This is a genomic window from Streptomyces sp. CA2R106, from assembly GCF_037034245.1.
In the GTDB taxonomy this organism is placed as follows: domain Bacteria; phylum Actinomycetota; class Actinomycetes; order Streptomycetales; family Streptomycetaceae; genus Actinacidiphila.
On the sequence record NZ_JBAGKC010000011.1, the window covers coordinates 62,678 to 77,610 of the forward strand.

Annotated in this window: 14 protein-coding genes; 9 read left to right on the plus strand and 5 right to left on the minus strand. The window is 73.5% G+C overall.

Annotated elements, in window-relative coordinates:
- Position 1 precedes the first annotated feature (1 nt).
- The gene (locus tag WA788_RS18485) at positions 2–994 is read right to left on the minus strand and encodes a metal ABC transporter solute-binding protein, Zn/Mn family (RefSeq protein ID WP_335978641.1); all 993 of its coding nucleotides are present in this window, start codon (positions 992–994) and stop codon (positions 2–4) included.
- Positions 995–2,264: 1,270 nt separating this feature from the next.
- Here WA788_RS18485 and WA788_RS18490 point away from each other — a divergent pair.
- From WA788_RS18490 to rpsN, 8 genes are all read left to right on the plus strand, one after another.
- Positions 2,265–3,800, plus strand: coding sequence for a Y4yA family PLP-dependent enzyme (locus WA788_RS18490; protein ID WP_335978643.1), 1,536 nt, complete (start codon positions 2,265–2,267; stop codon positions 3,798–3,800).
- On the plus strand, positions 3,797–5,140 hold the full coding sequence (locus WA788_RS18495) for a pyridoxal-phosphate dependent enzyme (RefSeq protein ID WP_335978645.1): 1,344 nt from the start codon (positions 3,797–3,799) through the stop codon (positions 5,138–5,140). The genes WA788_RS18490 and WA788_RS18495 overlap by 4 nt, the downstream gene beginning before the upstream one ends.
- A gap of 5 nt (positions 5,141–5,145) precedes the next feature.
- On the plus strand, positions 5,146–6,381 hold the full coding sequence (locus WA788_RS18500) for an aminotransferase class V-fold PLP-dependent enzyme (protein WP_335978647.1): 1,236 nt from the start codon (positions 5,146–5,148) through the stop codon (positions 6,379–6,381).
- A 153-nt stretch (positions 6,382–6,534) separates the two neighbouring features.
- On the plus strand, positions 6,535–7,290 hold the full coding sequence (locus WA788_RS18505; protein WP_335978649.1) for a class I SAM-dependent methyltransferase: 756 nt from the start codon (positions 6,535–6,537) through the stop codon (positions 7,288–7,290).
- Between the two features lie 56 nt (positions 7,291–7,346).
- Complete coding sequence (locus WA788_RS18510; protein WP_335978651.1) at positions 7,347–7,652, plus strand: ArsR/SmtB family transcription factor; 306 nt, start codon at positions 7,347–7,349, stop codon at positions 7,650–7,652.
- Positions 7,653–7,731: 79 nt separating this feature from the next.
- A complete protein-coding gene (locus WA788_RS18515; RefSeq protein ID WP_335978653.1) occupies positions 7,732–8,172 on the plus strand; it encodes a Fur family transcriptional regulator in 441 nt (146 codons plus the stop codon).
- Positions 8,173–8,324: 152 nt separating this feature from the next.
- A complete protein-coding gene (rpmB, locus tag WA788_RS18520) occupies positions 8,325–8,561 on the plus strand; it encodes a 50S ribosomal protein L28 (protein ID WP_335978655.1) in 237 nt (78 codons plus the stop codon).
- Between the two features lie 15 nt (positions 8,562–8,576).
- Positions 8,577–8,882: a 30S ribosomal protein S14 gene (gene rpsN / locus WA788_RS18525; RefSeq protein WP_335978657.1), complete on the plus strand. Its 306-nt coding sequence runs from the start codon at positions 8,577–8,579 to the stop codon at positions 8,880–8,882.
- A gap of 49 nt (positions 8,883–8,931) precedes the next feature.
- Here the strand turns inward: rpsN and WA788_RS18530 are convergent, their stop codons facing one another.
- From WA788_RS18530 to WA788_RS18540, 3 genes are all read right to left on the minus strand, one after another.
- Positions 8,932–9,324: a 6-pyruvoyl trahydropterin synthase family protein gene (locus WA788_RS18530; RefSeq protein WP_335978832.1), complete on the minus strand. Its 393-nt coding sequence runs from the start codon at positions 9,322–9,324 to the stop codon at positions 8,932–8,934.
- 62 nt (positions 9,325–9,386) lie between these two features.
- Positions 9,387–12,065: an AAA family ATPase gene (locus WA788_RS18535; protein ID WP_335978659.1), complete on the minus strand. Its 2,679-nt coding sequence runs from the start codon at positions 12,063–12,065 to the stop codon at positions 9,387–9,389.
- Positions 12,066–12,248: 183 nt separating this feature from the next.
- Positions 12,249–13,235, minus strand: coding sequence for an alpha/beta hydrolase (locus tag WA788_RS18540; RefSeq protein WP_335978661.1), 987 nt, complete (start codon positions 13,233–13,235; stop codon positions 12,249–12,251).
- A gap of 218 nt (positions 13,236–13,453) precedes the next feature.
- Here WA788_RS18540 and WA788_RS18545 point away from each other — a divergent pair, with 218 nt between their 5' ends.
- Positions 13,454–14,332 carry a helix-turn-helix domain-containing protein gene (locus tag WA788_RS18545; protein WP_335978662.1) on the plus strand — a complete coding sequence of 293 codons (879 nt, stop codon included), beginning with the start codon at positions 13,454–13,456 and terminating at the stop codon, positions 14,330–14,332.
- Between the two features lie 91 nt (positions 14,333–14,423).
- On the opposite strand, the gene WA788_RS18550 is transcribed toward WA788_RS18545, so the two are convergent.
- Positions 14,424–14,813, minus strand: coding sequence for a VOC family protein (locus WA788_RS18550; RefSeq protein ID WP_335978663.1), 390 nt, complete (start codon positions 14,811–14,813; stop codon positions 14,424–14,426).
- Positions 14,814–14,933 lie beyond the last annotated feature (120 nt).

Sequence of the window (14,933 nt, forward strand, 5' to 3'; positions counted from 1 at the left end):
CCTACTTGCCCGTCGCCTCGGCCAGCGCCTGCTGGATGCCCTTGAGCTCGGTCACCTGCCACTGCTGGAACGACGCCCCGGCCGGGGTGAGGGTCTCGGTGACCGTGGCGACCGGAATGCCCTTCGCCTTGGCGGCCTTGACCTGCGCCTGCACGTCGGGCGTGGCGTTCTGGCTGTTGTAGACGTAGAGCTTGATCTGCCGGGTGGCGATCTGGTGGTCGATGGTGGTCTTGTCCTGCGCGGTGGGGTCGGCGCCCTCGCTGATCGCGCTGAGGAACGAGTACGGCGTGAGCATCTTCAGGCCGAGGCCGTCGGCGAGCGGGCTGACGATCGACTCGGACGCGCCGATCGGGGTGCCGGCGTACTTCGCCTTGATGTCGGCGATCAGCGTGTTGTACTCCCCGAGGGTCTTGGTCTCGAAGGTGGTCTTCTGGGCGTCGAAGTACGCCGCGTCGGCCGGGTCGGCCTTCTTGTAGTCGGCGGTGATCTGCTCGATCACCTTGTGCACGTCGTCCGGGGAGTACCAGCGGTGCGGGTTGCCGCCCTCCTTCACGCCGACCAGGTCGCCGACGGTGAGCACGGTGCGCTGCGCGGAGGGGTTCGACGCCAGGAGCTTCGAGGCCCAGGAGTCGTAGCCGATGCCGTTGACGATCGCGTACGACGCGGAGGCGACGGTCCGCGCGTTCGCCGCGGTCGGCTCGTAGTCGTGCGGGTCGGTGTCGGGGTTGGTGATGATGCTGGTCACCTTCACGTGGCTGCCGCCGATCTGCTCGGCGATGCTGCCCCAGAAGTTCTCCGCCGCCACCACCTGGATGACCTTGCCGCTGCTCTTGGCGCTGCCCGAACTGCCCGCGGAGGCGCCGGCCTTGCCGTCGTCGCTCGGGGAACTGGTGGAGCAGGCGCTGGTCGCGACCAGCGCGGCGACGGCTATCCCGCCCGCGGCGAGCAGGTGGCGGCGGCGGGGCGCCGCGCTGCGGTTGTCGGGGCTGGCCATGGGTTCTCCTCGGGCAGTGGTGGCGGCAACGCGGCACGTCCGGCCGCGACCCCCTCACCGTAATTGAAAACGACTCCCAATCCCACTTTCCGCTACGCGAGATGAAAATCATTACAGAATCTTGACCTTTGAGTCGGCTGTGCACGGTCCGGGGCCGGCGGGACCCGCGTCCCCGCAGGTCACCTGCGGTGGGCGGGGGACCGGGCCGCTCGGGCCGCGGCCGGCCCGGCCCCCGCGGCGGCCTCCGGCGGGCCCTGCGGGCGGCTGCGCCGGGCTTAGCCGCCCGATGCGGTGGACATGCTGCAACCGCACCAGCCCGCAACGACCGAACCGGACCGACCAGTCCGCAACCGACAGACCGCCACCGCCGATCCGGCCCGACACCGGCTTGCGAGCCGCAGCCCGCAACGACCGGAACACGATCCCCGGACCGCGAACCACAGACCGCAACCACCAGACCGGCCCGACACCGGCCTGCGAGCCGCAACCCGCAACGACCGGACCGCGACCACCGGACCGCGAACCACAGACCGCAACCACCAGACCAGCCCCACACCGGCCTGCGAGCCGCAACCCGCAACCCGCAACCCGCAACCCGCAACGACCGAACCAGCCCCACACCGGCTTGCCAGCCGCAACCTGCAACGACCGGAACGCCACCACCGAACCGCGAACCACAGCCCGCCACGACCACAACGGCACCGCCGAACCAGCCCGACACCGGCCTGCGAGCCGCAACCCGCAACGACCGGACCGAGACCGCCGGGCCGCGAACCACAGACCGCAACCACCAGACCGGCACCGCCGAACCAGGCCGGCACCGGCCCGCGAGCCGCAACCCGCAACGACCGGACCGAGACCGCCGGGCCGCGAACCACAGACCGCTACCCCCGGACCGCGAACCACAGACCGCGACAACCGGAGCGGGACCGCCGGGCCGAGAACGCCGAACCGTGACGGCCACAACCTGCGAGCGCCAGACCGGCACCACCGGATCGGCACCGCCAACACGGCGGCTGCGAACGGGAACAGGCAGGACGACATCGACAGACCTACACCACCGACACGGCAGCACCAGTCCGGAGTGATCAGCCCGGTACCGACAGCCCGGCACCGGCAGACCGGCCGCACCGATCCGGCAGCGCCCACCCGCAGCCGACAGACCACGACCGGCAGACCGCGACCAGCAGACCGCAATCGTCCGGTCGCGCCCCGACAGCTCAGCCCCGGCCCCGGCGGTCAGGGGTTCCATGGAAGGCAGGACGAGACGATGGCCGAGCCGCTGTATCTGCGGGCGCGGGTCGAGGGGGAGGCGGCGGCGCTGCTGGCGGAACCGGAGCTGGTGCACTCGCTGGTGGACGCGTTGGAGTCGCCGCTGAACGTGGTGCTCCCCGAGCAGGCGGCGGCGAACGCCGAGGAGTTCGGCGCGGTGCTCGGACGGCACCGGCTGAAGGGGCGGGTGCTGTTCGCGCACAAGGCGTCGGCGTCGAGCGCGCTGCTGCGGCGGCTGGCGGACACCGCCGCCGGGGTGGACGTGGCGTCGTTGGGTGAGCTCCAGCACGCGCTGGGCTGCGGCTTCACACCGGACCGGATCACCGCGACGGGCCCGAAGAGCCCGCAGTTCCTGTGGCTGGCCGCGCGCAGCGGGGTGACGGTCGCGGTCGACTCTGCCGAAGAACTCGACCTGCTGGCACGCCTGTTGCGCGGCCACGCCCTGCCGCGCTGCCGCACGATGCTGCGGCTGAGCGGGTTCACGGCACCGGGCGTCCGGGTCCGCTCCCGGCTCAGCCGGTTCGGCATACCGGTGGCGGCGCTGGAGGACGCGCTGGACCGCGTCGTCCGGTACGGGGACGTGCTGGACCTCGTCGGTGTCGCCTACCACCTGGACACCACGAGCCTGACGGAGAAGGCGACCGCGCTGGAAGGGTGCCTCCGGGCGCTGACGGCGTGCCGTGACCGCGAACTGTCCCCCGGCATCGTGGACATCGGGGGCGGGTTCGGGATCAGCTACCTCGCCCACCGCGAGGACTGGGACACGTACACCAGCGCGCTGTCCGCCGCGGCGCTCGGCACCCGACCCGCCCTCGCCTGGGGCGGCCACGGCTACGGGCTGCGCAACGACAAGGGCACCCTGCGCGGGTCGCTCGCGCTGTACCCGTCCTGGCGGCCGGCCGCGGGCGCGCACTACCTCGACGAGCTGCTGTCGGCGCCGTCGTCCGCGCAGCTGGGCGGCCGCCCACTGGCCGCGCTGGCGCTGGAGCACCTCTACGACGTGCACGCCGAGCCCGGCCGGGCGCTGCTCGACCAGTGCGGGCTGACCCTGGCGACGGTGCAGGAGGTCAGACGGCCGCCGGACGGGGGCGCGGACCTGTGGGTGCGGCTGGCCGCCAAGGCCGACGACATCGCCCTGGAGGAGCATGGGGTGCTGCTCGACCCGGTGCTGCTCCCCCGCCCCGGCACCGGCGAAGCGGCGGACCCGGGACCGTACGGCACGGGACCGTACGGCGCGGATTCGTACGGCGCGGGCTCGTACGGCCGGGGGCCCGTGGCGGTGCACCTGTTCGGGCACCTGTGCCTGGAGACCGACCTGATCACCCGCCGCCTGGTCCATCTGCCGCGGGCGCCGCGGCCCGGTGACGTGCTGGCGTTCGCGAACACCGCCGCGTACTGCATGGACTTCCACGCCGGGCGGTCCCAACGCCACCCGGCCGCCCGCAAGGTCGCCCTGTGGCGGTCGGGCGGGAGCTGGAAGTGGTGCCTGGACGAGGCGTACTGGCCGACAGTTCACAAGGGAGAGCCGCAGTGAGGTACGACCGCATCACCGACGCCATCGGCAACACACCGCTGGTGCGCATCGATCCGGCGGTGCACGGCCTACGCCACATCGACCTGTTCGCCAAGCTGGAGATGCTCAACCCGTTCGGCTCGGTCAAGGACCGCGCCGCCTGGCACATGGCGCGGGCCGGCCTGCCGGACGCGCAGGCCGACGGCAGCCGGATCGTCGAGCTGTCCAGCGGCAACACCGCCAAGGCGCTGGCGGTCATCGCGGGCATGCACGGCCTGACGTTCAAGAGCGTCACCAACCGGATGCGCATACCGGAGACCAAGGAACTGCTCCTGCTGCTCGGCGCGGAGATCGAGGAGCTGCCCGGGCAGAGCGAGTGCCTGGACCCCACGGACACCGAGGACCCGCTCACCCTCTTCCACCAGGCGCTGGCGGACTCGCCGACCCCGCTGCTCCACACCGACCAGTACTTCAACCCCCGCAACAGCGAAGCCCACTTCGAGGGCACCGGCCCGGAGATCGTCGCCGACCTCGACGGCCGCGCGCCGGACTACTTCATCGCGTGCGTGGGCACGGCCGGCTCCTCCACCGGGGTGGCGAGCGCGCTGCGCGCCCACCGCCCGGACGTCGAGGTGGTCGGCCTGGTCGCGGCGAAGTCCGACTTCATCCCCGGCATCCGCACCCGCGACGAGGTGCACGAGGTCGGCCTGTTCGACCCGGCCACCTACGACACGCTCGCCGCGGTGGACTCCGGGGAGGCGATCGACGGCATGGTCACCCTGATCCGGCGCTGCGGGCTGCTCGCCGGGCCGACCGGCGGCGCCGCCTTCCACGGCGCGCTGCGGCACCTGCGCGCGGCCGACGAGTCGCTCGCGCGCAGCGGGCAGCCGCCCGCCGAGCGGAAGACCGCGGTGTTCATCGTCTGCGACCGGGTCGAGGGCTACCTCAGCTACATCCGGCAGCGGCGGCCGGACCTGCTCGGCGACACCGCCCGCACCCCGAACACGGTCGCCGGGCTGACCGCGGCCGAGGTCGCCGCGGCCCCGGCGGTGACCGTGGCCGAGGCGCGCGCCTGGATCGAGGAGGCGGACCCACTGGTCGTGGATCTGCGCAGCACCTACGCGTACACGGCCCTGCACATGGCCGGCGCGGTCAACATCACCGACGAGATCCTCGGTGAACTCCTGCGCGCGGGTGTGCCGTTCGCCCGCAGCCGGCCGGTGCTGCTGGCCTGCCCGGTCGGCGAGCAGTCCGCGCGGTACGCCGCGCTGCTCACCCGGATGGGGCACCCCGACACCCGCAGCCTCACCGGGGGCATCGTCGCCTGGCGCGACGCCGGCGCACCCCTGACCCGGGACTGACGCCGATGACGACACCCGAGAACCCGGAAGCCGCCGAGTCCCCCGAGTCCCCCGACGACGTGCTGCGCGAACTGGCGTCCTGGCACGAGGAGGTGCGCGCCCAGTTTCCGATCCTGCGGGCCGAACCCGGCCTGGCCTACCTCGACAGCGCCGCCACCTCGCAGAAGCCGCAGGCGGTCCTGGACGCGGTCCAGGGCTACTTGACGACGTCGAACGCCAACTCCGGCCGCGGGTCGTACCCGTGGGCGAACCGCACCACCGCGCTGGTGGCGCAGGCCCGCCGGCAGGTCGCCCAGTCGCTCGGCGACCCCGACCCGGACCGTTCGCAGGTCGTGCTGACCAGCGGCGCGACCGAGGCGCTGCGCCTGGTGGCCCGGGACTGGCTGGCCGCCCAACTCGCCGACGGCGACGAGGTGATCGTGCCCTTCGCCGACCACCAGGCGAACATCTCCCCCTGGCAGGAGGTACGGGACCTGCTCGCACGCCAGGGCGTACGCGTGGTGCTGCGGCCGATGCCGTACCAGCGCGGGTCGGGCGACTACGACCACGTGGCGCTGGCCGAACAGGTCGGTGCGCGCACCCGGTTCGTCGCGGCCACCCATGTGCACCACGTCTACGGCAACGACATGAACGTCCACCGGGTCCGCGCCGCCGTCGGCCCGCACGTCCCGATCTGCCTCGACGCGTCGCAGAGCGTCGGCCACCAGCCGATCCGGCTGGACGCCCTGGACGTCGACTTCGTGGCGTTCTCCGGCCACAAGGCGCTGGCGCTGCCCGGCACCGGCGCGCTGTGGGCACGGCAGGCGCGCGGCCCCGCGCTGCGCCCGGGCGGGTGGTCCGGCACCCCGAACACGGTGGGCGCGGTCTCGCTGTCCGCGGCGCTGGACTGGCTGCGGGACGCCGACACCGCGCGCGTCCACCGCTGGACCCGCGCCCTGACCGCGCGGCTGACCGACGAGCTGAGCCGGCTCGGCTCGTACCAGGTGCTGGGCTGCCGGACCAGCCTGGCCGCCGACTCCACCGTCCAGCGCCGCCAGAGCCTGGTCAGCTTCCGGCACCGGGCGATCCCCTCCGGCGACCTGGGGTTCGTCCTGTTCGACCGCGGGCTGATGGTGCGCAGCGACCAGCACTGCCAGGGCGGGTCCGGCGAGAAGACCGGCTCGGTCCGGGTCAGCACGCACGCCTACACCTCGGTCGAGGAGATCGACCGGCTGGTGGAGGCGCTGCGCGCGTTGGATTGAAGGGGCGCGCACCGGACCGGAGAGCGACCATCGGGCGGAACCGCCGCCGACGCGCCGCACTCCCATTGGAATGAAAACTGTTTTCAACTATAGGCTGGCAGGAAGACGGGGACACGGAACGGCGGCAGACGGCTCAGGCGGGCGGCGAGGGCGATGGACACGGTGCGGGCACGGGAGTACGCGGAGCGCTGGGAGGCCCAGCAGCAGCGCTACGCCATCGCGCGCGAGGAGCGCGCCGGCGTCATCGCCGACGTGGTCGAGCACGTCACGGCCGGGCGGGAGCGCCCGCTCGTGGTCGATCTGGGCTGCGGGCCGGGCACCTTGACCGCCCGGCTCGCGGCCCGGCTGCCCGGCGTGGACTTCGTCGGCGTGGACCGCGACCCGGTCGTCCTGAGCCTGGCCCGGCAGTGCCACGGCGCGGCGGTCCGCTTCGTGGAGGCGGCGATCGGGGCGGAGCGGTGGACCGCCGACCTGGGCCTGGACCGGCCGGTCGACGCCGTGGTCTCCACCACCACGCTGCACTGCCTGCCGGAGCCGCTCCTGCGCCGCGCCTACCGGCAGCTCGGCGCGCTCCTGCGGCCGGGCGGGGCGCTGGTCAACGGCGACCACTTCGCCCCCGAGCCCACCGGGCCGCGCGAGATCAGCGCCCGCGTCGGGCGGCTGCGGGCCGAGCGGCAGCGGGCGTTCGACCACGAGGACTGGGACCAGTGGTGGCGCGCGGTCTCGGACGACCCGGCGTTCAGCGAGCTCGTCGCCGAGCGGCACCGCCGCGCCGGGTCGGTGCCCAGCACCAAGGACAGCGACCTGCCCCTCTCCCACCATGTGCGGCTGCTGCGGGCGGCGGGGTTCGGCCAGGCCGGCTCCGTCTGGCAGTTCGGCAGCAGCCACGTGCTGGTGGCGGTGCGCTGACCCGTGCCGAGCCCGAGCCCCATATGAGACCGATTCTCATATGTTAGGTTCTGCATATGACGGCTCCCGCGCATCCGGACGACCGGACCCTCGCCCTGCGAGCGGCCAGCGAGCTGCTGCGCGCACTGGCGTCCCCGGTACGGATGGGCATCGTGCGCGAGCTGTCCACCGGCGGCAAGCGGGTCCATGAGCTCGTCGCGGCACTCGGGGTCAACCAGCCCCTGGTCTCGCAGCACCTCAGGGTGCTGCGCACCTCGCGCATCGTGACGACCCACCGCGAGGCCCGCGAGGTCGAGTACACCCTCGTCGACGAACACGTCGCGCACATCGTGCTCGACGCGATCCGGCATGTCGAGGAGTGACCGCCCGGCCGCACCGCAGGCCGCCGCCGAGCACACCGCACGCACCGCACTCACCGCACCACCGACGGAGGGAAGATCCGTGAGCACCGCCGGGCAGTCCGTCCGCAGCCGTTCCACCCGGCAGCGCACCGCGGTGTCCGCCGCTCTGGACGAGGTCGACGAGTTCCGCAGCGCGCAGGACCTGCACAACATCCTGAAGCTGCGCGGGGAGTCGGTGGGGCTGACCACCGTCTACCGCACGCTCCAGTCGCTCGCCGAGGCGGGCGAGGTCGACGTCCTGCGCACCGGCGACGGCGAGTCCGTCTACAGACGCTGTTCGGAGGGCGGCCACCACCACCATCTGGTCTGCCGCTCCTGCGGCAAGGCGGTCGAGGTGGAGGGCCCGGCGGTGGAGCGGTGGGCCGAGTCGACCGCCTCGGCGCACGGGTTCGTGGACATCGTGCACACCATGGAGATCTTCGGGACGTGCGCCGCGTGTGCGGCCGAGGGTCCGAAGGGGATCGCACCGCAGGGGCGCTGACGAGCAGGAGCGGCCGAGGCCGGCGCGCGTCCCGTCACGACGGGGCGGTGCCGGCCTCGCGCATGCCGGCACCCGGAGTGCATTTGGAAATGAAAACGCTTTTCTTTAAGCTGGTGGCCGTCCGACTCGCCCACCCACGGAAAGGCAGCCCCATGTCGGCCCACTGCCAGCTGACCGGCCGCAAACCCGGCTTCGGCAACACCGTCTCGCACTCCCACCGGCGCACCGCGCGCCGCTTCGACCCCAACATCCAGACCAAGCGCTACTGGCTGCCCGGCGAGAACCGCCACGTGCGGCTGACGCTGAGCGCCAAGGGCATCAAGACCGTCGACCGCATCGGCATCGAGAAGGCCGTCCGGCTCGTCCGCGCACGCGGCCACCAGGTCTGAGGGGACACCAGCGCCATGGCCAAGAAGAGCAAGATCGCCAAGAACGACAAGCGCCGTGCCGTCGTGGCCCGTTACGCCGAGCGCCGCGCCGAACTGAGGCGCGTCATCGCCTCGCCCGCCACCTCCGCCGACGACCGCGCGGCCGCCCAGCGCGAGCTGCGCCGCCAGCCCCGCGACGCCAGCGCCACCCGCGTCCGCAACCGCGACGCGGTCGACGGCCGCCCCCGCGGCTACCTGCGCGCCTTCGGCCTGTCCCGCGTGGCCCTGCGCGCCCACGCGCACGCCGGCCACCTCCCCGGGGTCCGCAAGGCCAGCTGGTAGCAGCCGGCCCTCCGACCGCGCGCCGCCCGGCGCGGCACCCGGCCGCGGGTCAGTCGGTCCGCCGCCGCGACGGGCGGAACTCGGCCCAGGTCTTGACGGTCTCGGACACCCGGACCGCCACCAGCTCGGGCAGGCGCGCGGTCCACCCGCCGAAGATCCACATGGCGAGGTTCTCGGCGGAGGACGGGAGTTCGCCGAGCACGTCGTTGAGGTGGCGGTGGTCGAGCGTGTCGTCCAGCCACTTCTTGAACCCGTCCAGGTCGCGGTAGTCGCGGACGAAACCGCTGTCCGTCAGCTGGTCGGTGCGCGCGGACAGCTCCAGGACCACCACGTAGTTGTGGCCGTGCATCCGCGCGCACTGGTGCCAGCCGGGCAGCCCCGTCAGCACATGGCTGGCCGAGAAGTGGAACTCCTTGGTGATGGTGAGGACAGCGCTGTCCATGTCCCACGCGGGCAGTTGCCCCGCCCGCGCGCGAGCCTCCTCCGCGGGCCCCGGGTTCCCCGTCATGCCGCGCCCCCGCCCTCGCCGAGGATCACCCGGTTCAACCGCTCCGCGCCGAACGACTCGCGCATCGCCGGATCGGTGATCAGCGCCCGTTTGCGCGCGACCTCTTCGCGGGCTCGATCCAGCAGGCCGTCCGCCTGTGCGGCCCGGCCGCCGCGCCGCATGGCGACGCCGGCGTGGTAGAGGACCTCCTCCGTGCGCAGGGCGGGCATGGGCCCGACCTCGTCCAGGATGCGCAGTGCTTCCTCGGCTTCGGCCACCGCCGCCACGGTGTCCCCCTTTCGCAGGAAGGTCCGGCTGCGCAGCGAGTGCGCCGCGATCGTGCTCCTGATCATCCCACTGTGCGCCGTCTCACGGATCGTGTCGACGGCAAGCCGGTCGGCCTGCTCCAGGAGTTCCGCCCGCTGCCGCGCGACGCGCAGCAGCACGTCCGCGTAGAGGTTCCGGACGATCGGCACCAGGTTCGCCAGCCAGGTCCGCTCGGTCTCGGCCCACGCGTCGGCGGCGAGCGCGAGGGTCTCCTCCGCGCGCTGCGGGTCGTGGGAGTACAGCTGGGCGAGCAGCGCCGTGTTGTAGGCGTGCCAGCCGCTGTCACCGCCGCGCCGGACCTCGAAGTCGAGTGCCTCGCGCAGGACGTCGGCGGCCGGCTGCTCCTGCCCGAGGCCGGTGAGGACCTGGGCGAGGTAGTTCAGGGCGATCGGCAGCTCCGCCTTGAGGGTCTCGCCCCGCAGCCGGTCGACGCAGCGCCGCAGCCGGGTCACCGCCTCGGTCAGCCGGCCGCTGTCGAAGAGCGAGATGCCCAACTGCATCTCGGCGAGGTTGCGCGCGTGCTGGAGCACCGGGTCGCCGCTGCCGCCCAGCCGGGGGTCGGCGGCGTACATCCGCTCCGCTTCCTCCAACTGCGCGAGGCCCTCCTCGAGCCGCCGCTTGGAGACCTGGCGCCCGTACTCCACCCGGGCGACGAACAGCGCCACCGGGTCGCCGTGCTCCTCCGCGAGCTCCACCGCGCGGCGCAGCTTCTCCAACCCCGGGACCAGCCCCCGCGTCGCCAGTTGGGTCTTCCCACGCATCAGGGTGGTACGGATCATGAGGTCGCGGTCGCCGCACCGGGCGGCCGCTTCCTCCGCCTCCGCGGCGAGGCCGTCGATGTCCGGCACTCCGGCGTCCCGGTGCTGGCCGCGCCAGCGCACTTCCGACAGCGAGAGCAGCAGTTCGACGGCCAGCACGAGGCGGCGGTCGCGCCCCGGCACCGTCGGCGGCAGCTCCCGGGCCGTACGGATGGCCTCCTCGCAGTGCTGTTCGGCCTCGGAGAACGACAGGCCGTCCACCGCCGCGTCCCGGGCCAGCCCGTAGTAGGCGTCCGAACAGGCGGCCAGGCACTGGCTGCCGCCCCGCTTGAGGTGGCGGGCGATCTCCAGCCGCCGCCCCAGCAGCGGCTCCCCCTGGGCCTGCGCCGCGAGTGCCGCGGCGATGCGCTCATGGCGGGACCTGCGCTGCTCGGGGGTCTGCCGCTGGTAGACCACGCTCCACAACGCCTGGTAGGTGAAGGCGTAGCAGTCGCTGACGTCCGCGCGCGCCCAGGCCGGCAGGGGGTGCTGCACCAGCAGTTCGGTGTTCTCCCTGATCTTCCGCAACTGCTCCATCACCCGGTCGTGCGACTGCTCCAGGACGGACGCCGCGGTCCGGGACAGGAAGACACTGCCCTCGGTGGCGCCGACGGTCAGCAGTTCCTGGTCGGCTTCGGTGAGGTGGGCGAGCCGGGCCTCGACGACCCGGGTCAGGGTGCTGGGGATCGTGACCTCCGCGCCCTGCTCCTCCTTCCACGCGTCCAGGCACAGCTTGACGAACACCGAGTGCCCCGCGGTCACCTGGCTCAGCCGGGTGGACAGCTCCGGCGGCGCCGTCGGGTGGACGCTCACCACCAGTTCGCGGACGGCCTCCGCCGGCAGGCCCGGCAGCACGCGGCGGTCCACCAGCCCGTCCAGCTGCCAGCGGTAGAGCAGCTCCTCGACAGCGGCACCCGAACCGGAGGCCGGGCCGCTGCCCGTGGTGTGGCTGAGCAGCAGGCCGAACCCGGCCGACCGGGCCCGGCGCAGCAGGTAGTCCAGGACCAGCAGACTGCTGTGGTCGATGTGCTCCATGTCGTCGACGATCACCACCGCCGGCCCGTCCTCGCCCATCAGCCGCACGAGCTCGTCCACGATCCGCATGGCGGCGCCCTGCTGGAAGGGCACCAGGCTGTCGAACGGGATGGACCCGGACGACACCGAGGCGCGGGTGAGGTCGCGGCCCACCGCGAAGGCCTCGCCGAGACCGGGGACCAGCATCGACAGCAGCGCCGGGCCGTAGTCGAGGACCTGCTGACCGGCCTGCTTGAGCGCGCGCTTCAGCCGCCGGCGCCCGCCCGCGGACTCCCGCGCGAACAGCGTGAGCAGTTCGGTCACCGGCCCGTAGGTCAGCCCGGGGCCGATGCCGGGGTGGCACCGCACCGAGTAGACCCGGTTCAGCCCGCCGGCCGTGAGCTGCTGCTGGTACTCCGCCAGGAGCGCCGACTTCCCGATGCCCGGCGGGCCGCCGACCAGCATGGCCCAGCCGGCCCGGTCCCGGCGCTGCCCGGTGGCGAGCGCGTGCAGCTCCGCCATCGTCTCCGTACGGTCGACGAACAAGCCCGGCGCCACCAAGTCCCTGCTCCCCCTTCTTCGGATGAAGTCCCCACATGCTGTCACGGGAAGTCACCCGAGGGACGGCTGTTGGCCGCAGTCGGTGCGTTGCCGCGGTGCGCAGCGGTCCGGGCCGCCCCGGGAGTGCCCCGCGCCAGACCCCGCGGCGCCCCGCCGCATCCCGCGGCACCCCGCGGACCCTCAGCGGGCGGCGGCGAGGTGGGCCGTGTAGAACGCGGCGAGCCTCTCGACGGCCGGGTCGAGGTACTGCTTGCGGTCGTAGAGGTCCACGTGGCTGGCGCCCTCGATCCAGTGCAGTTCCTTCGGGCCGGTGGCGCGCTGGTGGACGTCGACGGCCATCCAGGAGGTGACCGCGCGGCTGCCGACGACCTGGAGCAGCGGTCGCGGGCCGATCAGGGGCACCGCCTGGAAGGCGTCGAAGGCGGCCATCTTGTCGATGCTCGGCCAGGCCAGGGTCCGCGCGGAGCGCTCGTGGCGGCCCCGGTCGGTGCAGTAGTAGTCGAAGCCCTCGGCCGCGTGCTCGCCCCCGACGGCGGCGGCCTGCTCGGCGGTCTCGGGGAAGACCGGCAGGGCGCCCGGGTCCTCACCGCGGGCGGCGGCGGTACGGGCCTGGCCTGCGGCGTCCAGCATGCCCTGGAAGGCGGCCGGGTCCTGGGTGCCGTCGGCACCGAGCCGGAACTGCCGGGCGATGTCGACACCCGAGACGGTCGCGACCGCCTTGACGCGGTGGTCGCCCCCGGCCGCGGTGAGGGTGTAGCCGCCGGAGGCGCAGATGCCCAGCAGGCCGATGCGGTCGGGGTCGACCTCCTCACGGGTGGTGAGGAAGGACACGGCGGCCTTGAAGTCCTCCACCCGCTGGGCCGGGTCCTCCAGGCCGCGCGGCAGGCCCGCGGACTCGCCCTGGTAGGCGGCGTCGAAGGCGAGGGTGACGAAGCCGCGCTCGGCCATGCGCTGGGCGTACGTCCCGGCGGTCTGCTCCTTGACGCCCGCGCCGGGGTGGCCGACGACGAGTGCCGGACGCCGGTCCGCGACGGAGGACGTACCGGAGGCGGCGGAAGCGGCTCCGGGTGCGGTGTCGGAGGCGGCGCCGGGTGCGGTGTCGGGGGTGTAGAGGTGGGCGGCGATGCGGATGCCGGCGCTGTCGAAGCTGACGTTGGTCCTGGCCATGGTGCTCTCCTCGCAAGGGTGACGCTGACGGTGCTGACGCGTGCCCTGGAGGCGGGGCGAGGGGCGGGGGCGGTGGGCCGGGGCCCGTGCCCCGCCGGGCACATCTCCACATTCGACCGGTCGGCGCGGGTGCGGGAGAGACAGGTTCCTGCCCGGGAAAGAACGTGCCCCCCTTCGGCGTTTGCCCCGGCCACCGTCGCGTGCGGAGACTGGGGACCATGACCTCGGACTCCGACTCCCGGGCGCTCGGCGCCTTCCTCAAGGCCCGCCGGGCGCAGCTGACCCCACGGGAGTGCGGCCTGCCGGAGAGCGACGCGGCCCGCCGGGTGGCCGGGCTGCGCCGCGAGGAGGTGGCCCAGCTCGCCGCCATCAGCGTCGACTACTACACGCGGCTGGAGCAGGGCCGGGTCCGGGCGTCCGTCCCGGTGCTCACCACCCTGGCCCGCGCACTGCGCCTCGACGACGACCAGCAGCGGTACCTCTACGAGATCGCCGGCCGCACCGACGCCCGCCCGCGCCGCCGCCGCACCGCCCAGCGCCTGCGCCCGCCCATGCGGCGCCTGCTCGATCAGCTCACCGAGAGCCCCGCGCTGGTCCTCGGCAAGCGGCTCGACGTCCTGGCGTGGAACCCCGCGGCCGTGGCCCTCTACACGGACTTCGCGGACCTGCCGGCCCACCGCCGCAACTACCTGCGGCTGGTCTTCACCCACCCCGGGATACGCGCCCTGCACCGGAACTGGGCCCATGACGCCCGCGAGGCCGTCGCCGCCCTGCGGATGGAGGCCGCCGCCGACCCCGACGACCCGGACCTCGCCCAGCTCGTCGGCGAACTGTCCCTCCAGGACCCGGACTTCCTCACCTGGTGGGCCGAACACCGCGTCAACAGCGCCAGTTACGGCACCAAGCACTACCACCACCCTCTCGTCGGCGATCTCACCCTCGACTGCGACACCTGGGCCAGCCCGGACGGCTCCGGCCAGCGGCTGATGATCCTCACCGCCGAACCGGACTCCCCCTCGCACGACGCCCTGCGCATCCTCACCTCCTGGACCGCCCAGCGGCCGGCGGCCGACCGCTCGGACGACCCGAAGGCATGACGCGATGAGGACCCGGAGCAGCCCGCAGCCGCAGCCGTAGCCGCGGCGACCCCGGCGCCCGCCACGACCGCGCCCCGGCGCCCGGGCCGCCTCACCCGGCCGGGCGGCCACCGGCCCGCTCCCACTGCGCGTCGTCCCACTCGACGTACTCGATCTGGGCCCCGCCCGGCAGCCGGGCCGTCAGATTCCTTCCGGTGGGGACCTCCTGCGGGCCCCGTATGACCCGCGCCCCCACCTGATCGAGCAGCGCCAGGCACGCGTCGAGGTCGTCCACGATCAGTGTCGCCGACGTCTCCCGGTAGGGAGCCAGGGTCTGCTCCTCCCCCGCCACCACCAGCACCCGGCCGACAGCGGCCAGCTCCAGCCCGTTCGGCAGCGCGAACCGGCCGGTGACCGGCTCCCCGGTCATCTCGCCGAGCGGCACCGCCACCGCGTCCAGGTCGCTGCCATACACCCGCGCATACGTACGAAAGATCCTCATGCCGGTATCAAGCCCCGGCGCCCCACCGCTGTTCCCACCCCCCGCGATGTTCACCCTCCCGAGCGAACGGGCCACAGGTCACGGCCACGGCAGCCGCCCGCCCCGGCCTGTACCGCCGTC